Here is a 19,589-nt window from a genome sequence, read left to right as displayed (position 1 = left end):
ACAAAAGAAAACCCCGCGAGCGCGGGGCTTTGTGTATCAGAACATGAGCATCTGCAGGCGGCGGCGATATTTCTTGACCAGCTCCGGTTCTTCGGCCACCAGCATGTCGAACACCTGCAGCAGCAATTCCTTCACCTTACCGTCCATAACATTGACGTCCGGCGTCAGCGCCTCGATAAAGGTCTGCAGTGCGCCTTCGTAATCCTGCGCCAGCAGCTTGTGCGCGGCCAGTGCCACTTTCAGCTCCACATTGTTGGGATCTTCGGCCAGCTTGCGCTCCACTTCCTCGCGCGGACCGGCGCTCTGGGCGGTTCTGGCGAACTTGAGAATCAGCCCCAGCGGCTTGCCGCGCTCCGATTCGCGCACCGCCTGCGGCAGGGCGTTGTAGATTTCGGCCGCCGCGTCGATCTGACCGCTCTTGAGCAGCATGTTCACCAGATCCAGATGAATGCGGGTATTGTTGGGGTCCTGCGCTGCGGCTTCCTTCAGCAGGCCGATGGCCTGTTCCACCTGAGCGGCGCTGAATGCGGCCCAGGCCTGCTGGCGCAGCGCATCGGAAGGTCGGCTCAGATGGGGTTCCAGAAGTTGCTTGAACGCTGCTTCCGGTTGAGCGCCCATCAGCTCGCCGACCACCTCGCCATTGCTGAACAGCTTGAAGGTGGGCACGGAGCGTACCCCATACTGCATGGCCAATGCCTGCTCTTCGTCGATATTGACCTTGGCCAGCACGAACTGACCGGCCATTTCTGCGGCCAGCTTTTCCAGCACGGGCATGACCATGCGGCAGGGGCCGCACCACGGCGCCCAGAAATCCACCAGCACCGGGCGTTCCTTCGAACCCTCAATGACGACATCGTTGAAATTGGCCTGATTGACGTTGACGATGAACTCATTCTGACGCATGACGCAGCTCCTTGATCTTGTATAGTATCTCCAGCGCCTCGCGCGGGGTGAGGCTGTCCGGATCGAGTGTGTCGATAAGATCCAATATGGGGTCCGGCGGCGCGTTTTCAACGGCGCTGAACAGCTCCAGCTGTGGCGTCGGCGAGGCGCCCAGCGCCTGTTGCTCCAGCTCGTGCAGTTTGGCTCGTGCCCGCCGGATCACCCCTTTGGGCACGCCCGCCAGTGCCGCCACCTGCAGACCGTAGCTCTGGGATGCCGGTCCGGGCTTGACCTGGTGCATGAACACGATACGGTCGTCATGTTCCACCGCGTCCAGATGCACATTGGCCACGCCGCTGAGCTGTTCTGCCAGCGCGGTCAGTTCGAAATAGTGGGTGGCAAACAGGGTATAGCTGCCGCGCTGTGCCATGGCTTCGGCCACGGCCCACGCCAGCGCCAGCCCGTCGAAGGTGGAGGTGCCGCGGCCGATTTCGTCCAGCAGCACCAGCGACTGTTCGGTGGCGTGGTGGAGGATGTTCGCCGTTTCGGTCATCTCTACCATGAAGGTGGAGCGGCCGGAGGTCAGGTCGTCGGAGGCGCCGATGCGGGTGAAGATGCGATCTACCGGGCCAATGGCGGCGCGTCGGGCGGGCACGAATGCGCCCATGTGTGCCAGTACGACGATCAGCGCAGTCTGGCGCATGTAGGTGGATTTGCCGCCCATGTTGGGGCCGGTGATGATCTGCATGCGCGCATCGACAAGATCGGTATCGTTGGGGATGAACGGTTCGCTGGAAAGCGCTTCCACGGTGAGGTGGCGCCCCTGCTCGATATGAATGCCTGGCGTGTCGCTCAGGGTGGGACGGTTCAGCGCGAGCGCATCGGCCCGTTCTGCCAGGGTGGCGAGCACGTCCAGTTCAGCCAGCGCATCAGCCAGGCGCTGCAGCGTGGCCAGATGTGCATTGAGTTGCTCAAGCAGCTGCTGGTAGAGCCACTTTTCCCGTGCCAGCGCCTTTTCGCCGGCAGAGAGGATCTTGTCTTCGAAGGCTTTCAGTTCGGGGGTGATGTAGCGTTCGGCACCCTTGAGGGTCTGGCGGCGCTGATAGTGCAGCGGCACATCGTCGCTGTAGCTCTTGCTCACTTCGATGTAGTAGCCGTGCACCTTGTTGTAGCCCACCTTGAGGGTGGGAATGCCGGTCTGTTCCCGCTCGCGCGCTTCCAGCTGCAGCAGAAAGTCGCCGGCCTCGTCGCGCAGAGCGCGCAGTTCATCCAGTTCGGCATCGTAACCTGCGCGGATTACACCGCCGTCGCGGATGAGCATGGGGGGGTTGTCCACGATGGCGCGTGCCAGCAGGTCAGCCAGTTCTGGCTGGGGTACGCACGCCTGTTGCAGTGCATGAAGAGCGGGCATCTCCGCCAGCAGATCTGCCAGCGTGGGAAGCTGCGCCAGCGCCTGACCCAGCTGCAGCAGGTCGCGCGGGCGCGCCGAATAGAGGGCGACGCGGGAGAGAATGCGTTCCACATCGCCCACCGGCTTGAGCGCGTCGCGCAGGGACTCGAAGCGCCAGTTTTCCAGCAGCGCGGCGATGGCGTCCTGACGGGCACTGATGGTGGCGCGGTCGCGCAGCGGCTGGTTGATCCAGCGCTTGAGCATGCGGCTGCCCATGGGGGTGCGGCAGGTGTCGAGAATGCCGGCAAGGGTGTGGCGGTCATTGCCGTGCAGGCTTTCGGTCAGCTCCAGATTGCGGCGGCTGATGGCATCGAGGATGAGGGTATCATCCAAATGGATGCGCTTCGGTGGATGCAGGTGGGTCAGATCGTGCTGCAGCATCTGTTCGGCGTAGTGCAGCAGGGCGCTGGCGGCCCCGAGCAAAGCGGGGCTGTTTTCCAGACCGAAGGCGTCCAGCGATTGCACCGCAAAGCGCTGCAGCAGGCGCTCGCGGCTGCTGGTCGGGTCGAAATGCCAGGCCGGCAGTGGTGTACAAGGGGGGTCCCCGACTTTTTTCAGGTCGATTTTTTCGGCGTCCGGTTTCTCCGGCAAAAGAAGCTCTGCAGGGCGCAGACGGCTCAATTCGGCTTCCAGTTGCGCGAGTGTGTCGCATTCGCAGCCTTCGAAGCGGCCGCTGGAGACATCCAGCCACGCCAGCCCCCAGCGGCCGTTGTGGGAGAAGACCGCGGCGAGCAGATTGTCACGGGCGGCGTCGAGCAGGCTGTCTTCGGTTAGGGTGCCGGGCGTGACGATGCGCACCACCTTGCGCGCCACCGGCCCCTTGCTGGTGGCCGGATCGCCCACCTGTTCGCAGATGGCCACGGAAATGCCGGCCTTGACCAGGCGGGCCAGATAACTTTCGGCGCTGTGGTAGGGCACGCCAGCCATGGGAATGGGCGCGCCGGCGGACTTGCCGCGGGTGGTGAGGGTAATGTCCAGCAGCTGCGCGGCCTTCTCGGCGTCCTCGTAAAAGAGTTCATAGAAGTCCCCCATGCGGTAAAACAGCAGGTGGTCGGGATACTGCGCCTTGATGCGCAGGTACTGCTGCATCATGGGAGTGTGCTGGTCCAGGTTCTGGCTCATGGGGGCGGGCATCCGGTTCGGGAAGCGTGATATGCTAAACAACACACACCCTGCATGCAATCGAGGACAGCCATGGACGCACTTGTTGAAACCCTTGCTCACCGACTGACGGCGCACGAGTGGATGCTGGTGACGGCGGAGTCGTGCACCGGTGGTCTGATCGCCAAGCGCTGCACCGACCGCCCCGGCTCCAGCAGCTGGTTTTTCGGTGGTTTCGTCACCTATGCCAACGAAGCCAAGATGCGCTGGCTGGGGGTGGAGGACGCCACCCTGCGTCTGCATGGCGCGGTGAGCGAGCAGACCGTGCGCGAAATGGCGGCGGGTGCCCTGCGCCGCAGCGATGCCCACATTGCCGTGGCGGTGAGCGGTATTGCCGGCCCCGGCGGAGGAACGCCGGACAAGCCGGTAGGCACGGTGTGGATCGGCTGGGCGACGCTGTCTGGCACCACCGAGGCGCAGTGCTATCATTTTGACGGCGAGCGCGCGGCGGTGCGCGAACAGGCGGCGCGGGCGGCACTGGTCGGCGTCGTACACATGATTGAAAAAAGTTAAAATAGCTTTCTTCTTCGATTAAGAAACGATCCCATGAAAAAGACGTCCATTGAACGCGGCATTTACTTTCTGCCCAATCTGATGACCACAGCGGCGCTGTTCGCCGGGTTCTACGCGGTCATTGCGGGCATGAACGGCCACTATGAGGCCGGTGCCGTGGCGATCTTCATCGCCATGATTTTCGATGGGCTGGATGGGCGCATCGCGCGCATGACCAACAGTACCAGCGCCTTCGGTGCCGAGTATGACTCGCTGGCGGATATGGTTTCGTTCGGACTGGCACCGGCGCTGTTGCTGTATAGCTGGGGCGTGCATGAGTTTGGCAAGCTGGGCTGGCTGGCGGCCTTTGTCTATACCGCCGGGGCGGCGTTGCGTCTGGCGCGTTTCAATGTGCAGGCGTCGAGCCTGAGCAAGAAGTACTTTCAGGGCCTGCCGTCTCCCGCTGCGGCCGTGCTGGTGGCCGGCTGGGTGTGGGTGATCGAGCACCATGCCCTGCCGTGGAATGTGGCGGCGCATCTGATCGGTGCCGGGCTGCTAGTGGCGGCCGGTGTGCTGATGGTGAGCAACGTGCGCTATTTCAGCGGCAAGGAGTTCAACCTCAAGCGCAAGGTGCCGTTCGTGGCACTGCTGGTGGTGGTACTGGTGCTGGTGGTGATTTCGCTGGAACCGCCGCTGACGCTGTGGGGCTTTTTTGCCGTGTATGCCTTCAGCGGGCCGGTGATAACCCTGCGCCAGCTGCAGCTGCGCCGTCGACTGCGGGCGCAGGCCCGCGAACGCATACGAAAAAAACGGGCGCAGGCGGCCCAGGAAACAACAGCCGCAGAATCCCCAAACCGCACAACACGAGAGAACCGAACATGAGTGACAAGGAACGTTTGATCATTTTTGATACCACCTTGCGCGACGGCGAGCAGAGCCCCGGCGCCTCCATGACCAGGGATGAAAAGGTGCGCATTGCCAAGCAGCTGGAAAAGCTGCGTGTGGACGTGATCGAGGCGGGCTTTCCCGCTGCCAGCCCAGGCGACTTCGAGGCAGTAAAGGCAGTGGCCGAAGTGGTGCAGGACAGCACCATCTGCGGTTTGGCCCGTGCGGTGGAAAACGACATCGTGCGCGCAGGCGAAGCCATTGCGCCAGCCAACAGCGGGCGTATTCATACTTTTATCGCCACTTCACCCATCCACATGGAAAAGAAACTGCGCATGACCCCCGACGAGGTGGTGGAGCGTGCCGTGTGGGCGGTGAAGCGGGCGCGGGACTTTACCGATAATGTGGAGTTTTCCCCGGAAGATGCCGGCCGCTCCGAGCTGGATTTCCTCTGTCGCATTATCGAGGCGGTGATCGATGCCGGCGCCACCACCATCAATATCCCGGATACGGTGGGCTACAACGTGCCCGAACAGTTCGGCGCGCTGTTCAAGCAACTGATTGAGCGCATTCCCAATTCCGACAAGGCCATTTTCTCGGCCCACTGCCACAATGACCTTGGGCTGGCGGTGGCCAACTCGCTGGCGGCGGTGTGCAATGGCGCCCGTCAGGTGGAGTGCACCATCAACGGTCTGGGTGAACGGGCCGGCAATACCGCGCTGGAAGAGGTGGTGATGGCGGTGCGGGTGCGTCAGGACTACTTCCCGGTGGATACGCGGATCAACACCCGCGAGATTCTGGCCACCTCAAGGCTGGTCTCCAGCATCACCGGTTTCCCGGTGCAGCCCAACAAGGCGATCGTGGGTGCCAATGCCTTTGCGCACGAGTCCGGCATCCATCAGGATGGCGTACTTAAGCACCGCGAAACCTACGAAATCATGCGCGCCGAGGATGTGGGCTGGAGCGCCAACAAGATGGTGCTGGGCAAGCATTCCGGCCGCAACGCCTTCCGCACGCGCATGAAGGAGCTGGGCATCGAATTCGATTCCGAGGAAGCGCTCAACGATGCTTTCATGCGCTTCAAGGAGCTGGCCGACCGCAAGCACGAGATTTACGACGAGGACCTGATCGCGCTGGCCACCGATGCACAGAACCTGCTGGCGGAAAACGAACGCTATCGTCTGGTGAGCCTGCACGTGTGCGCGGAAACGGGCGAAACCCCGCAAGCGCAGCTGACTTTGTGGATCGACGGGGAAGAGAAGCGCGCCACGGCGCAGGGCGGCGGTGCGGTGGATGCCACCTTCAAGGCCATCGAAAGCCTGGTGCACTCCGGTGCCGAGCTGAAGCTCTATTCTGTCAGCAATGTCACCAACGGCACCGACTCGCAGGCGGAAACCATGGTGCGCCTTGAGCGTGCCGGGCGCATCGTCAATGGCCAGGGTGCAGACATGGATATCATCATCGCCAGCGCCAAGGCGTACATCAATGCGTTGAACAAGCTGTGCGTGGATGACGACCGCGCTCATCCGCAGCGCGAGGCCGATGTCTAAGCTGCCACCGGAACTGCTGCTGCACTGGAGCGTGCCCCTGTGGCGGCAGAGAAGGGGGGTCCCCGACTTTTTACAGCGCGCGGAAAATCCTCCTGCGCCAGAACCCGCACAAACGGGGCCTGCGGCCCATTTTTCGGGTTTTTTTGTGCCGGAAACGCTCTCGGAGGCTGCAGAAGCCCTGCTTGCCAATATTCTGCGCGCTTGTCCCTGGCTGGGAGAACGTCATGATTACGCGGACGTGGCTGCGCCGCTGAGCGCTGAAAGCGGACAGGCATGGGTCTTCGGCGAACCTGACTGGTGGGAAAGTGCGGACGAGCTGCCGGTGCGCTGCATTCAACTGCCGGACCTTGACGCCATGCTCGAAGAACCGCTGCTGAAGAAACAGGCCTATTTGACGTTGCTAAAGGCGCGTGATGGCGAACTTTGACCGTAGAGAGCTGTTCGTACAGGCATTGCAGCGGCTGAAGGCTGCCTGCGCGCAGCCCAAGGATGAGTTTATCCGTGATGAGGCGCTGGCGCAGACACTGACGCGCTCCTATGACTGAACACACACGCCTTCCCTTGCATACGCGGCGAGTCTTGCTGGATATCCTGCGTCGGTTTCCGGCGATCGAGGCTGTGTGGCTATTTGGATCACGGGCGCGGGGCTCGGCACGGGAAGGATCGGATATCGATCTGGTGGTATCGGCACCGACCATGTCGGAGGCTGACTTTGCCCGGTTGTGGGATGCCATTGATGGCTCTCCAATCGCCTTCAAGGTGGATCTGCTCCACTGGGAGCGGCTGGACAATCCCACCCTGAGGGCTCAGATCCAGCAGGATCGAGTGCAGATTTATCCGTAAAGATGAGCATATCGTTCAGCCACCTGCGCGTCATGGATCAAAGCGATCTGGACTGGGTTGCTGCCATCGAGCCGCACTGTTATCCCATCCCGTGGAGCCGCAGGGGGCTGGAGCTGGCGCTGCGCCACGGCATGGGTTTTGTCTTTTGTGATCGCGACGATGCGCCGCTGGGCTACTGTTTTGTGCAGATGGCAGCGGACGAGGTGGAGCTGCTCAACTTTACCGTGGCACCGGAAGCTCAGGGGCGTGGTGTTGGTAAGGCGGCGCTGCAGGCGCTGCTGAATCGATTTGACGGCGGGCGGTTTGCGCAGATGTTTCTTGAAGTGCGCGTCAGCAATACACCGGCGATTCGCCTTTATCAGGGAGCGGGTTTCAATGAGGTCGGCCTGCGTCTTAACTATTATCGCAATCCCGACGGCAGCCGCGAGGATGCCATTGTGATGGCGTTCACCTTTTTATAGGCGGGAATATGGGTGGGCAGCGTATTTCCATATTGGGTGGAACTGGTTTTGTAGGGCGGCATCTGGCGGCGCACCTGCGCAGCGAGGGCCATGCAGTGGCGCAGCATGGGCGCGCGGCGTTTGCCGATGCTGCGCATCTGGCGCAGGCCGTTGAAGGGGTGGATGTTCTCATTATGCTGGCGGGGGCGAATGTGGGCGAACGTTGGACATCCGCTCACAAGCAGGCGCTGTATGAGAGTCGACTCAAGACCAACGCCCTGCTGGCCGAGGTGCTTGCTCAAAGCGCGACGCCGCCAAAACGCATCCTCAGTGCCTCGGCGGTGGGTTTCTATCCGGAGGCGGACTGCGATGCGCCCTGTGATGAGGGCTGCCTGCAGCCGGGCGAGCATGCGCTCGGCCGACTGGCCGCGGCATGGGAGGCTGCCAGTGAAAAACTCACGCCGCAGCCCGCCATCATGCGCTTTGGCGTGGTGCTGGGGCCGGACGGTGGCGCATTAAGCAAGATGCGCCTGCCGTTTCAGCTGGGATTGGGCGGTCCGGTCGGCAGCGGTCGCCAGTGCATCAGCTGGATTCACATCGACGACCTTTGTCGTGCCATCTCTTTTTTGCTCGAGCGGGATGAGATGGTCGGTCCGATCAACCTGTGCAGCCCTGAGCCTGTCAGCAATGCACGTTTTGGGCGCGCCCTGGCAAACGCGCTGAAACGTCCCTTCTGGCTACCGATGCCTGCCGTGGCGCTCAAGGCGCTGTATGGGGAGGGCGCGATTGTGCTGTTGCTGTCCAATGCGGCGGTACCCAGGCGACTGCTGGAGGCCGGTTTTCGCTTCAGGTACGCGGATATCGACGCGGCCATGGCCGCCTGCGTGGGCTAGGTTTTTTGTGCCTTGAGCCAGGCCACCCGCTGCAGGTGTGCGGTGCGGCTTTGCTGCAGGTCCACCATGGGGATGTCGGTCAGTCCCCGTTGCCAGCGAGTGCGGTCGTCGGCCGTCTCCGTGGCATCGCGTCGCCATGGAAATGCGCGATAGGCCGACTGATGTGGCGCATCCTCCAGATCGGGAAAGTGGTTGAGCAGATAGCGGTAGAACTCGCGCTAGAAGAGCTGGCGCGCGCCATGTGCCCGAAATGCAGGGCGGGCGAGAGTCTGGAGGTGGCATCCTCCGCCGGAATGTCCCGCTTGTCGGGGTAGTCAGTCAGCCGCCGCTCGAGAAAGTCAATCAGCTGCGTTTGTGCAGCCGTTTCGCCTACCTGCCAGTGCTGCATGACCTTGCGGGCCCACGGCGCTGTTTCAAGCGCTTCCAGCCAGCGGGGCCGGGTAGCGAAGGCATCCGGGCGTGGAATGCGCGCAGTCTTGTGCAACAGGCTGACATCGAGTAATACTACAAGAGCGGTCATATTCATCATGCTCCAGGGAGGCGTCCATGCTGGAAACCCCAGATTTTCCCCGACTTCATCTTGGAGTGAGTGCATGCCTTGCCGGGCAGCCGGTTCGTTTCAATGGCGGCCATGCGCAGGATGACTTCGTCAACCAAACGCTCAGGCGTGTGGCCGATTTTACGCTTTTCTGCCCCGAAGCGCCGGTGCTGGGGACACCGCGGCCAACCATTCGTCTGGTGAATATGGAGGGCGAGATTCGCATTCAGGAGGCGAAAGGCCAGCAGGACGTGACTGATCTGGTGCAGCAAAGCAGTGCCGAACAGGTGCAAAAGGTGCTGGTCAGCAATCCGGATGGCGTCGTGGTCAAGTCGAGATCACCCACCTGCGGGCTGGAGCGCATCAAGGTCTATCACCCGGATGGCAGCTGGTATGGCTCGCGCGACCCGATGACGACCGGCGTGTTTACTGCCCGGCTCCAGGCGGCGGATCCGTTGCTGCCCATTGAAGACGAAGGGCGCCTGCACGATGCCTGGCTGCGGGAAAATTTCATGCTGCGCGTCTATACGCGTGCCCGTTGGCGCCTTTTTCTGGCGCAGGCGCCGAGTGTAAAGGGGCTGCAGAACTTTCATCGTCGTCATAAGTTCCTGCTGATGGCGAAGAATGAACAGCTTTACCGCGAAATGGGGCCGCTTGTGGCCGAGGCCCGAAACGCAAGCCTGGAAGAAACACTGGATGCCTATGGCAAGCGCCTGCATGAGGCCATGGCGACCCTGTCAACACGCAAGCGTTTGCGCAATGCCCTCGACCATCTTTATGGCTATTACAAGACCCATCTGGATCCGGAGGAAAAGACCTATTACGCCCGCACTGTGCAGGAGTTCATGGACGGCATTGTGCCGCTGATCACGGTGATCAAGGTGCTGGAGGGTTTTCAGCACCGCTATCCAGACGCCTACCTTTCCGATCAGGTCTTCTGGAACCCCTATCCACCGCAGCTGGCGCTGCGCACCGATGTCAGCGCCACGCGGTGACAGGGATTATTTGCGGTATTCTTCCGGAATGGTGCGGGCGATGACCCGGGCCATTTCGCGAATCAGGTAGGGGTTGGCGGCAAGAATATTGCCTGAGTTCAGATAGTTGTCACCCCCGGCAAAGTCGGTGACGATGCCGCCCGCTTCCCGCACGATAATCGCACCTGCGGCGATGTCCCACGGGCGCAGATTGAACTCCCAATAGCCGTCCACACGTCCGCAGGCCGTATAGGCCAGGTCCAGCGCAGCCGAGCCGGGGCGGCGGATGCCGGCGGTGTTCATCATGAAGTAGCGCAGGCTCTGCATGTAGCTGTCCACATAGTCGAACTCCCGGTAGGGGATGCCGGTGGCCAGCAGGGCATGCTCCAGCTTCTTGCGTTCGGACACGCGGATGCGCACGTTGTTCAGGCGAGCGCCTTCCCCCTTGCTGGCGGCAAACAGCTCGTCCCGTAGCGGGTCGTAGATGACGCCGTGGGTCAGGCGTCCTTTCTCGCGCACGGCGATGGAGACGGCGAAGTGGGGAAAGCCGTGCAGAAAGTTGGTGGTGCCATCCAGCGGATCGATGATCCATTCCACCTCGGCGTCGGTGCGCTCGCCGTGCCCTTCCTCCGCTATAATGCTGTGGTCCGGGTAATACTTGTGGATGGTATCCACGATAATGGCCTCGGCGCGACGATCCGCCTCGGAGACGAAATCATTGGGCCCTTTCTCCTCCACCGTAAGCTGATCCAGGCGCTGGTAGTAGCGCTCCAGCAGGGCACCGGCCTTGCGCGCGGCTTCGGTGGCGATATTGAGAAACGGGTGCATGGCAAATCCTTGATACTGAATTGAATTGACGCGAATTATAAATGAATCCTGATCATTGCGAGGCACCGGACCTGCGCCAACTGCGCATCGTGCTGGTGGAGCCGTCTCATCCCGGCAATATTGGCGGCACGGCGCGCGCCATGAAGAATATGGGTATCTGCCAGCTGGTGCTGGTGAATCCGCCTGAGGACTGGCAGGGCGAACAGGCGCGGGTGCGTGCTACCTCTGCGCTGGATGTGCTGCAGCAGGCACAGGTGGTCGATTCGCTGGAGGCGGCCATTGCGCCGTGCTCGCTGGTGCTGGGCGCCAGTGCGCGTCTGCGTTCCAGCCGCTGGCCGCAGATGCCGGTGGACGAGGCCGCCGCGCTGACGCTGGGGCGGGCTCAGCAGGGCGATGCGGTGGCGCTGGTGTTCGGACGGGAAAAGTCGGGCCTGACCAATGCGGAGCTGGATCTGTGTCACGCATTGCTGCATATTCCCACCAATCCGGCGTGCAGCAGCCTTAATCTGGCGGCGGCGGTGCAGGTGGTGGCGTGGGAAATCTACAGGCGGCACCTGGGCGACGAAAAGCCGGTCAGCACCACGTTTGAGGGGGCGCCGCGTGTCAGCGCAGAGGTCATGGAAGGCTTTTATGAACACCTGTTTACCCTGCTGCAGCAGTCGGAATTCATGGACCCCGACAAGAACGAGCATTTTCGCCGCCGCCTGCGCAAGCTGTTCAACCGCGCCGGCATGAACCAGAAGGAGGTGGATATTCTGCGCGGCATTTTCCGTGCCTGCCAACGCAAAATGGGAGTGCTGGAGTGATGTGGGAACAGATTCGCGAGGATGTCCGCTGCGTGTTTGACCGCGACCCGGCGGCGCGCAACGTTTTCGAGGTGCTCACCACCTATCCGGGCGTGCACGCCATTATCTGGCATCGCATCAATCACTGGCTGTGGCAGCACAATCTCAAATGGCTGGCGCGCTGGCTCTCCACCTTCGCCCGCTGGATCACCGGTATCGAGATTCATCCCGGTGCGCATATCGGTCGCCGTTTCTTCATCGACCACGGCATGGGTGTGGTCATCGGCGAAACGGCTGAAATTGGCGACGATGTCACCCTGTATCACGGTGTCACCCTGGGCGGCACCAGCTGGCAGCCGGGCAAACGCCATCCCACGCTGGGCGATGGTGTGGTGGTGGGGGCCGGCGCCAAGATTCTCGGCCCCATCGAAGTGGGCGAGAATGCCCGCATCGGTGCCAATGCGGTAGTGGTGCGTCCTGTGCCGGCGGGGGAGACGGTCGTGGGCGTGCCCGGTCATCTGGTCAAGCGCGCCAAGGCGGAGCAGGCGCAAAAGCGCAAGCGTGCCGAACAGCTGGGCTTCGACGCCTACGGGATCACGCCTGATCTGCCGGACCCGGTGGAGAACGCCATCTACTCCCTGCTGGAGCATATTCACGCGCAGGATCGCAAGCTGGAAGAGCTGACCGAAGTGGTGCGCCAGCTGGGTGGTGATGTCGGTCCGGTGCAGTTGCCAGAGCTGGATGATGCCGAGCTGGACAAAAAGAGTGATGAAACCCGTCGCAATTCCGAGTAAAATAGTCGGAAATAAACAGAGAATACGACAAGCGGGTAACACAACTATGAAACTGACATCACGTGGGCGTTATGCCGTGACCGCCATGCTGGACATGGCGCTGCGGGATCCGGAGGAACGGATTACGCTCAATGAAATTTCGCAGCGACAGGATATTTCCCTGTCGTATCTGGAGCAGATTTTTGCCAGATTGCGCAAGGGAGGACTGGTGACCAGCATGCGCGGGCCCGGCGGTGGTTATCGTCTCGCGCGGCCGCCGGCGGAAATCAGCGTTGCGGACATCATTCATGCCGTGGACGAGGTGCTGGATGCGCGCTACTGTAATGGTGGCCGCGATTGCCATAACGGCAGCGAATGCCTGTCCCATCAGCTTTGGAACGACCTGAGTGAAAAGATCGAAAGCTATCTGCATGGCATTACGCTGCAGGGACTGATCGATCAGCGCCGCGCCGGTGCAGCACAGACGGCAGAAATCAAGTTTGAACGCGAGGTGGTGTAATGGCAGTAACCCTGACGCCGGCTGCAGCTGAACGTGTCAAGACCATGCTGGCCAAGCGTGGCAAAGGTATCGGCATGCGCCTGGGCGTGAAAAAGTCCGGCTGTGCCGGCTATAGCTATGTGGTGGACTTCGCTGACGAAGTGGGTGAAAACGATGAAGTGTTCGAGTCCCACGGTGCCAAGGTCATCGTGGATCGCGATGCGCTGAAGTTTGTGGACGGCATGACGCTGGATTATGTGAAGGAGAGTCTGCTCAACGAGGGCTTCGAATTTCACAACCCCAACGTCAAGGACAGCTGTGGCTGTGGCGAGTCGTTCAGCGTCTGAAAACCGCTTTATGTTCGGAGACATTTGACGCGGGTGGTAAAATACCCGCGTTTTTCATTTGAGAATTCCCATGTATCAACAGACCTTTGCCATCATCAAGCCCGATGCAGTGGAACGCAACCTGATCGGCCAGATCGTCAGCCGCATTGAAGCGGCCGGGCTGGAAGTATGCGCCATGAAAATGGTGCACATGAGCCGACGTGAAGCGTCCGGCTTCTATGCCGAGCACGAAGGCAAGCCCTTCTGGGAGACCCTGCTGGGCAACATGACGGCGGGGCCGAGCGTGGTGATGGTGCTCAGTGGCGAAGACGCCATCCAACGTTGGCGTGAGCTGATGGGGCCAACCGATCCGGCAAAGGGCAAGCCGGGTCAGCTGCGTCGCGACTTTGCAGTGAGCATGGAGCGCAACAGCGTGCACGGTTCCGATTCGCCTGAAAGCGCTGCCCGCGAAATCGCCTGGTTCTTCGCTGGCGTGGAGCTGCACTACCGTGAACACTGAGATGGCCGACAAGATCGACCTGCTGGGCATGGATCGCTCCGCACTGGAAGGCTTTTTCGCCGAGCTGGGTGAAAAGCCGTTCCGTGCCGTGCAGGTGATGAAATGGATTCACCAGCGCGGTGTCAGCGATTTTGATGCCATGACTGACCTGTCCAAGGCGCTGCGCGAAAAGCTCAAGCAGGTCGCGCAGATTCGCACGCCGCGCATCGTCACCGAGCAGAAGTCGGCCGACGGCACCATCAAGTGGCTGCTGGAAGTGGACCAGCACAACTTTGTGGAAACCGTGTATATCCCGGAAAAGGATCGTGGCACCCTGTGCATCTCATCGCAGGTGGGCTGTGCGCTGGACTGCAGCTTCTGCGCCACCGGCAAGCAGGGCTTCAACCGCAATCTGGAAAACTGGGAAATCATCTCGCAAATGTGGGTTGCCACCAAGGCGCTGGACGCAGATCCGAAGCGCAACCGCAAGATCACCAATGTGGTGTTCATGGGCATGGGCGAGCCACTACTCAACGTGACCCATGTGTTTCCGGTGGCCAACATCCTCATGGATGACAACGCCTACGGTCTGTCCAAGCGGCGCGTCACCATTTCCACGGCCGGCGTGGTACCGGCCATTGACAAGATGAGCGCTGAGCTGGATGCCTGTCTGGCGGTGAGTCTGCATGCACCCAATAACCTGCTGCGGGACGAGCTGGTGCCCATCAATCAGAAATATCCGCTGGAAGAGCTGTTGCCGGCGCTGCACCGCTATGTGGCCGCCTCCAGCCACAAGAAGCATATTGTCATCGAATATGTGATGATCGACGGCGTCAATGACCGGCTCGAGCACGCGCAGCAGCTGCTGGAAATCCTCAAGGGCTTGCCGTGCAAGGTAAACCTGATCCCGTTTAACCCTTTCCCCGGCTCCAGCTACCGTCGCTCCAGCAACAACCAGATTCACCGTTTCCAGCGCGTATTGCTGGAGGCAGGGCAGAACTGCACCATCCGCAAGACCCGTGGTGATGACATCGATGCTGCCTGCGGTCAGTTGGCCGGCAAGGTGAAGGACCGCACCGGTCGGCAGAAGAAATATCAGGAAATCTCACTGGATACGCTGAAAGTATGAGTAAGCAGATTACCGCTGTGCGCGGCATGAAAGATATCTATGGCCGCGAGGCGGCCGCATTCGACCATGTGGTCAACACGGCCACGCGCCTGATGCGCCGCTACGGCTATCAGCCCATCCGCCTGCCGGTGGTGGAGAAGACGGAGCTGTTCGTGCGCTCCATCGGCGATGTCACCGACATTGTGGAAAAGGAGATGTACACCTTTGAGGACCGCAACGGCGACAGCCTTTCCCTGCGCCCGGAAGGCACGGCCGGTTGCGTGCGCGCGGTGATCGAAAACGGCTTGATTCACAATCAGGTGCAGAAGCTCTACTACACCGGCCCCATGTTTCGCCATGAGCGCCCGCAAAAGGGACGTTACCGCCAGTTCCACCAGTTTGGCGTGGAGACCTTTGGTATTGCTACGCCTGACGTGGATGCCGAGCTGATCGCACTGACTGCACGTCTGTGGGACGAGCTGGGGCTGGACGGGTTGACGCTGGAGATCAACTCTCTGGGAAATCTGCACGCCCGCGCCCAGTACCGTGATGTGCTGGTGGATTACTTCCGCGCCAACGCGTCATTGCTTGACGAGGATTCCAAGCGCCGTCTGGAAACCAACCCGTTGCGCATCCTCGACTCCAAGAACCCGGAAATGCGTCCGTTGATCGAAGAGGCGCCCAAGCTGATCGACTACCTGCATCAGGAGGATCGCGAGCACTTCGATGCGGTGCTGGGCTATCTGGATGCACTGGGCATTCCCTATGAAGTGAATCCCAATCTGGTGCGCGGGCTGGATTACTACAACCGCACAGTGTTCGAGTGGACCACCACCGAGCTGGGCGCGCAGGGCACTGTGTGTGCCGGCGGCCGCTATGACGGACTGGTGGAGCAGATCGGCGGTCGTCCCACACCCGCGGTCGGATTTGCCATGGGTATCGAGCGTCTCATGGCGCTGATCCTGGACAAGAACCGCCTGCCCTATTACAGCGATGCCGACATCTACATCGTTGCCGCCGGCGACAAGGCGCTCAAGCCGGCCATGGTGCTGGCAGAACAGCTGCGCGAACAGCTGCCGGGTCTGAATGTTCAGCTCAACTGTGGCGGCGGCAGCTTCAAGAGCCAGTTCAAGAAGGCAGACAAGTCCGGTGCCGCCTATGCAGTAGTGCTGGGCGACGAAGAAGTGGAAAGCCGAATCGCCGGGGTCAAGCCGCTGCGCGGACAGGGTGAGCAGGAAGTGGTGAGCTGGGACGAGCTGGCGGATCACCTTGGCGGCATTATGGGCTGCTATTTGCGCTAAACTTTCACCGCATTGACTTTTAAAAGGAACAGGCGATGAGTCGTTACGAAACCGACGAAGAACAGTGGGAAGCCATCAAGCGCTGGTGGCACGAGAATGGCAAGCAGCTGCTGCTGGCGGTGATTGTGGCGCTGGCGGCCGTAACCGGCTGGAACTACTGGCAGCAGGTGCAGTACGCCAAGGCGGTGAATGCCTCCGCTACCTTTGAAATCCTGCAGATGAAGGCGGCGCAGGGCCAGTTCAAGGAGGTGGCCCGCGAGGCTCGCAAGCTGATGGCCGAGCATCCAAACAGCCCCTATGCGTCCGGTGCCGCATTGCTGTTGGCTGCCTGGCTGTATGAAGAAGAAAAGGATCTGAAAGGCGCATTGGAACAGCTGGGCTGGGTGACCGAGCATGCGCCGGAAACCGGCATGAAGGATATTGCCCATCTGCGCGCCGCGCGACTGCTGGCGGATGCCAGCCAGTTTGACGAGGCGCAGGCGCAGTTGAAGCATGTCGCCGTCGCGGGGCTGGCGGCAGAGAGCCGAGCACTTTATGACTATGTGCGGGGCGAAATCGCCCTGTTCAAAGGCGACCTGAAGGGGGCGAGTGAAGCCTTCGCAGCCGTGCAGAACAACGACAAGGCCGATGTGGGCCTCAAGCAACTGGCCCAGCTGCAATTGGATGACTTGACCGAGGACCGTTCATGAGACGAATTGCCCTGAGCGCCAGCCTGCTGGCGCTTTTGTTTTTAAGCGGGTGCAGCTTCAAGAAAGTGGGCGACTTCTTTCTGGAGCCCGCCCGTGCGCCGCAGCCGGTGGCCCTGAAACAGATCGACAACCGTCTCAATGCCACCATGAACTGGACCCAGTATTACGCCCCCCTTAACGGTGCGGATGCGGAAGGACTGGGCGTGGCGGAAAGCGATCGTTATGTGTTTCTTGGCATGCCCAATGGTCTTGTCACCGCCTTTTACCGCAGCGACAAGCCCAGCTGGGATGATCAGGTAGCCTGGCAGGTGAAACTGCCTTCGCCGGTGCTGTCCGGTCCGGTGCTGGCCAATGACAGGCTCTATGTAGGCACAGCTTCGGGCAAGCTGGTGGCCATGGATCCGGTGGATGGTCATGTGCGCTGGCAGAAGCAGCTGAGCAGCTCCGTGGATGCCGACATGGTCGTTGCCGGTGATTGGCTGCTGGTGCGCACTCTCGACAGCAAGCTCTACGCAATACGTCTCGGTGATGGTGACATCGTCTGGCAGGTCGAGCACGAGGCGCCGGCTTTGGCCCTGCAGGGCGAGCCGGCGGTTACCGTGGCCGGCTCCCGTCTGTTTGTGGCGTGGGAAAATGGCCTGGTGGAAGGACTGGCGCTGGAAAATGGTGTCGGCCTGTGGCAGCAGCGCATTGCCACGCCGAAAGGACGTACCGATCTGGAGCGCATGGTGGATATTCAGGCGCGGCCGCACCTGTATGCCGGGCGCCTGTTTGTGGGCGGCTTCCACGGCAAGCTGGCGGCGCTGGATCCGGCCACTGGTCAGCTCTACTGGGTAAAGGATTTCTCCACCTACCGCGACATGGCCTTGGTGGCTGGCAAACTGATCGCCGTGGATGATGACGATGTGCTGCACGCCTTTGACCTGATTACCGGCACGCCGGTGTGGCAGAACAGCGAGCTGAAGTACCGCGAACTGACCGATCTGGCTGTCTGGCACGACAAGGTGGTGTTTGGTGATGAGAAGGGACTGCTGCATGTTGTAGATCCGACCACCGGCAGTCTTGTCGGTCGCTATAGTCATCACAGTGCGCCGGTGGTGAAGGTGCTGCCGCTTGGCGATGATGTGTACGTGATCGATGGCGAGGGCTATCTGTCGCAATATCGCTTTCAGTTGACGACGCATGAGTAGAAAACCCGTGGTGGCACTGGTGGGCCGTCCCAATGTGGGCAAGTCCACCCTGTTCAACCGGCTCACCAAGAGTCGGGATGCCATTGTGGCCGATTATCCGGGTCTGACCCGTGATCGCCAGTATGGCACCGGCAAGGTGGGCAAGTATCCCTATATCGTGGTGGATACCGGTGGCCTCAGCGGGGAGGAGGCGGGCGTTAATCCACTGATGGAACAGCAGGTGATCGCGGCGCTGGAAGAAGCCGACGTCATTCTGTTTCTGGTGGATGGGCAGGCCGGTCTCACGCCCGCAGATGAGCAGATTGCCGCCATGTTGCGGCAGAAGTTCGCCCACAAGCCGATTTATGTGTTGGTGAACAAGGCGGAAGGGCGTGATCCCGATGTGGTCAAGGCCGAGTTCTATCAGCTGGGACTGGGCGAGCCGCTGGTGATTTCCGCCGAGCACGGCGATCATGTGCGCGAGGCCATTGACTATATCCTCGAAATCGTCGCGCCGAAGGCTGACGAGGACGAGGCCCCCGAACCGGATGACGACAGCGGCATCCGTGTGGCGGTGGTGGGTCGCCCCAATGTGGGCAAGTCCACGCTCATTAACCGCATGATCGGAGAAGAGCGGGTGGTGGCCTACGACATGCCGGGCACCACCCGTGACAGCATTCGCGTGCCCTTCGAGCGGGACGGGGTCAAGTACACTCTGATCGATACCGCCGGGGTGCGGCGGCGCAAGAAGGTTTACGACAAGATCGAGAAGTTCAGCGTTATCAAGGCCATCGAGGCCATGGATCAGGCCCATGTGGTGGTGCTGGTGATCGATGGATCGGAAGGGATCACCGATCAGGATCAGACCTTGCTGGGCCACGCGCTGGAAAGCGGGCGTGGCCTGATTATCGCCATCAACAAGTGGGATAACCTGGATCCGGATCAGCGCAGGCAGGTCAAGGCGGACCTGGACCTGAAGCTGCAGTTTGCCGATTTTGCGCCGCGCCATTTCATCTCGGCGCTGCACGGCACTGGCGTGGGCAACCTGTTCGACATGATTCGGCAGGTTTATAAAGCGGCCACCACGCGGGTGTCCACCAGCGAGCTGAACCGCGTGCTGCAGCAGGCGCTGCTGGAACACCAACCGCCCATGGTCAGTGGCCGCCGTATCAAGATGCGCTATGCGCATCTGGGTGGTATCAACCCGCCCACGGTGGTTATTCACGGCAACATGGTGGACCGCGTGCCGCAGCACTATACCCGCTACCTGACCAACGTGTTCCGCAAGGCCTTTGGCTGGGAGGGTACGCCGGTGAAGATCGAATACCGCGTCACCGACAATCCCTTTGAGGGCAAGCGCACCAAACTCAGCGAGCGGCAGATTCGCCGCAAGCGCAAGCTGATGGCATTCGTGAAACAGAAGAAAAAGGCACTCCAGCGCAAGAAACGGGGCAAATAAAGGGGGGTCCCCGACTTTTTCAAAGTCGAAATTTTCCCACGCCGT

23 protein-coding genes are annotated in these 19,589 nt (G+C 61.1%); 19 read left to right on the top strand and 4 right to left on the bottom strand.

Translation table 11 applies throughout. The features are described from left to right. Nucleotides 1-36: 36 nt before the first annotated feature. Entirely contained in the window at nucleotides 37-903 is an 867-nt protein-coding gene (gene trxA / locus BUQ81_RS06175; RefSeq protein WP_074201528.1) for a thioredoxin, read from the bottom strand. Beyond that, the gene (gene mutS, locus BUQ81_RS06170; RefSeq protein ID WP_143598471.1) at nucleotides 890-3,454 is read right to left on the bottom strand and encodes a DNA mismatch repair protein MutS; all 2,565 of its coding nucleotides are present in this window, start codon (nucleotides 3,452-3,454) and stop codon (nucleotides 890-892) included. Before mutS ends, trxA begins: the two co-directional genes overlap by 14 nt. Before the next feature lie 72 nt (nucleotides 3,455-3,526). Between mutS and BUQ81_RS06165 the strand changes: the two genes are divergently transcribed. From BUQ81_RS06165 to BUQ81_RS06135, 8 genes are read left to right on the top strand one after another with little or no spacing between them, the layout of a single operon-like run. Next, on the top strand, nucleotides 3,527-4,006 hold the full coding sequence (locus tag BUQ81_RS06165) for a CinA family protein (RefSeq protein ID WP_084188276.1): 480 nt from the start codon (nucleotides 3,527-3,529) through the stop codon (nucleotides 4,004-4,006). A 33-nt stretch (nucleotides 4,007-4,039) separates the two neighbouring features. Further along, nucleotides 4,040-4,867 (top strand): CDP-diacylglycerol--serine O-phosphatidyltransferase, encoded by an 828-nt coding sequence (gene pssA / locus BUQ81_RS06160; RefSeq protein WP_074201525.1) that lies wholly within the window; start codon nucleotides 4,040-4,042, stop codon nucleotides 4,865-4,867. Continuing rightward, nucleotides 4,864-6,420 (top strand): 2-isopropylmalate synthase, encoded by a 1,557-nt coding sequence (locus tag BUQ81_RS06155; protein WP_074201524.1) that lies wholly within the window; start codon nucleotides 4,864-4,866, stop codon nucleotides 6,418-6,420. The genes pssA and BUQ81_RS06155 overlap by 4 nt, the downstream gene beginning before the upstream one ends. Next, a complete protein-coding gene (locus tag BUQ81_RS06150) occupies nucleotides 6,413-6,847 on the top strand; it encodes a hypothetical protein (protein ID WP_074201523.1) in 435 nt (144 codons plus the stop codon). The genes BUQ81_RS06155 and BUQ81_RS06150 overlap by 8 nt, the downstream gene beginning before the upstream one ends. After that, a complete protein-coding gene (locus BUQ81_RS08905) occupies nucleotides 6,834-6,965 on the top strand; it encodes a hypothetical protein (protein ID WP_268807729.1) in 132 nt (43 codons plus the stop codon). Before BUQ81_RS06150 ends, BUQ81_RS08905 begins: the two co-directional genes overlap by 14 nt. Then, the gene (locus BUQ81_RS06145; RefSeq protein ID WP_074201522.1) at nucleotides 6,958-7,263 is read left to right on the top strand and encodes a nucleotidyltransferase domain-containing protein; all 306 of its coding nucleotides are present in this window, start codon (nucleotides 6,958-6,960) and stop codon (nucleotides 7,261-7,263) included. The genes BUQ81_RS08905 and BUQ81_RS06145 overlap by 8 nt, the downstream gene beginning before the upstream one ends. 2 nt (nucleotides 7,264-7,265) lie before the next feature. Next, the gene (gene rimI / locus BUQ81_RS06140; protein ID WP_074201521.1) at nucleotides 7,266-7,724 is read left to right on the top strand and encodes a ribosomal protein S18-alanine N-acetyltransferase; all 459 of its coding nucleotides are present in this window, start codon (nucleotides 7,266-7,268) and stop codon (nucleotides 7,722-7,724) included. An 8-nt stretch (nucleotides 7,725-7,732) separates the two neighbouring features. Next, a complete protein-coding gene (locus BUQ81_RS06135; RefSeq protein ID WP_074201520.1) occupies nucleotides 7,733-8,596 on the top strand; it encodes a TIGR01777 family oxidoreductase in 864 nt (287 codons plus the stop codon). Here the strand turns inward: BUQ81_RS06135 and BUQ81_RS08990 are convergent. Next, entirely contained in the window at nucleotides 8,593-8,775 is a 183-nt protein-coding gene (locus BUQ81_RS08990) for a hypothetical protein (RefSeq protein WP_407702710.1), read from the bottom strand. The genes BUQ81_RS06135 and BUQ81_RS08990 overlap by 4 nt on opposite strands. Before the next feature lie 367 nt (nucleotides 8,776-9,142). Between BUQ81_RS08990 and BUQ81_RS06125 the strand changes: the two genes are divergently transcribed. Continuing rightward, nucleotides 9,143-10,129, top strand: coding sequence for a YbgA family protein (locus tag BUQ81_RS06125; protein ID WP_074201519.1), 987 nt, complete (start codon nucleotides 9,143-9,145; stop codon nucleotides 10,127-10,129). A 6-nt stretch (nucleotides 10,130-10,135) separates the two neighbouring features. Here the strand turns inward: BUQ81_RS06125 and BUQ81_RS06120 are convergent, their stop codons facing one another. Beyond that, nucleotides 10,136-10,936 (bottom strand): inositol monophosphatase family protein, encoded by an 801-nt coding sequence (locus BUQ81_RS06120; protein WP_074201518.1) that lies wholly within the window; start codon nucleotides 10,934-10,936, stop codon nucleotides 10,136-10,138. A 41-nt stretch (nucleotides 10,937-10,977) separates the two neighbouring features. Between BUQ81_RS06120 and BUQ81_RS06115 the strand changes: the two genes are divergently transcribed. The 10 genes from BUQ81_RS06115 (at nucleotide 10,978) to der (ending at nucleotide 19,544) form a co-directional block, all read left to right on the top strand. Continuing rightward, nucleotides 10,978-11,742, top strand: coding sequence for an RNA methyltransferase (locus tag BUQ81_RS06115; RefSeq protein ID WP_074201517.1), 765 nt, complete (start codon nucleotides 10,978-10,980; stop codon nucleotides 11,740-11,742). Further along, nucleotides 11,742-12,515, top strand: coding sequence for a serine O-acetyltransferase (gene cysE, locus BUQ81_RS06110; protein WP_074201516.1), 774 nt, complete (start codon nucleotides 11,742-11,744; stop codon nucleotides 12,513-12,515). The genes BUQ81_RS06115 and cysE overlap by 1 nt, the downstream gene beginning before the upstream one ends. 46 nt (nucleotides 12,516-12,561) lie before the next feature. After that, nucleotides 12,562-13,014 (top strand): Rrf2 family transcriptional regulator, encoded by a 453-nt coding sequence (locus BUQ81_RS06105; RefSeq protein ID WP_074201515.1) that lies wholly within the window; start codon nucleotides 12,562-12,564, stop codon nucleotides 13,012-13,014. Further along, nucleotides 13,014-13,340, top strand: a complete 327-nt coding sequence (iscA, locus tag BUQ81_RS06100; RefSeq protein ID WP_074201514.1) for an iron-sulfur cluster assembly protein IscA — start codon at nucleotides 13,014-13,016, stop codon at nucleotides 13,338-13,340. Before BUQ81_RS06105 ends, iscA begins: the two co-directional genes overlap by 1 nt. A gap of 70 nt (nucleotides 13,341-13,410) precedes the next feature. Continuing rightward, a complete protein-coding gene (gene ndk, locus BUQ81_RS06095) occupies nucleotides 13,411-13,839 on the top strand; it encodes a nucleoside-diphosphate kinase (RefSeq protein WP_074201513.1) in 429 nt (142 codons plus the stop codon). Between the two features lies 1 nt (nucleotide 13,840). Then, entirely contained in the window at nucleotides 13,841-14,947 is a 1,107-nt protein-coding gene (rlmN, locus tag BUQ81_RS06090) for a dual-specificity RNA methyltransferase RlmN (RefSeq protein WP_074201512.1), read from the top strand. After that, the gene (gene hisS, locus BUQ81_RS06085) at nucleotides 14,944-16,227 is read left to right on the top strand and encodes a histidine--tRNA ligase (RefSeq protein ID WP_074201511.1); all 1,284 of its coding nucleotides are present in this window, start codon (nucleotides 14,944-14,946) and stop codon (nucleotides 16,225-16,227) included. The genes rlmN and hisS overlap by 4 nt, the downstream gene beginning before the upstream one ends. 35 nt (nucleotides 16,228-16,262) lie before the next feature. Then, on the top strand, nucleotides 16,263-16,916 hold the full coding sequence (locus BUQ81_RS06080) for a YfgM family protein (protein WP_074201510.1): 654 nt from the start codon (nucleotides 16,263-16,265) through the stop codon (nucleotides 16,914-16,916). Next, nucleotides 16,913-18,106: an outer membrane protein assembly factor BamB gene (bamB, locus tag BUQ81_RS06075; protein WP_074201509.1), complete on the top strand. Its 1,194-nt coding sequence runs from the start codon at nucleotides 16,913-16,915 to the stop codon at nucleotides 18,104-18,106. Before BUQ81_RS06080 ends, bamB begins: the two co-directional genes overlap by 4 nt. Continuing rightward, nucleotides 18,099-19,544 carry a ribosome biogenesis GTPase Der gene (gene der, locus BUQ81_RS06070; protein WP_074201508.1) on the top strand — a complete coding sequence of 482 codons (1,446 nt, stop codon included), beginning with the start codon at nucleotides 18,099-18,101 and terminating at the stop codon, nucleotides 19,542-19,544. Before bamB ends, der begins: the two co-directional genes overlap by 8 nt. Nucleotides 19,545-19,589: the final 45 nt, after the last annotated feature.

It is taken from the genome of Sulfurivirga caldicuralii, assembly GCF_900141795.1.
Taxonomy (GTDB): Bacteria; Pseudomonadota; Gammaproteobacteria; order Thiomicrospirales; family Thiomicrospiraceae; genus Sulfurivirga; species Sulfurivirga caldicuralii.
This window is presented reverse-complemented; position numbering and strand designations above follow the sequence as displayed.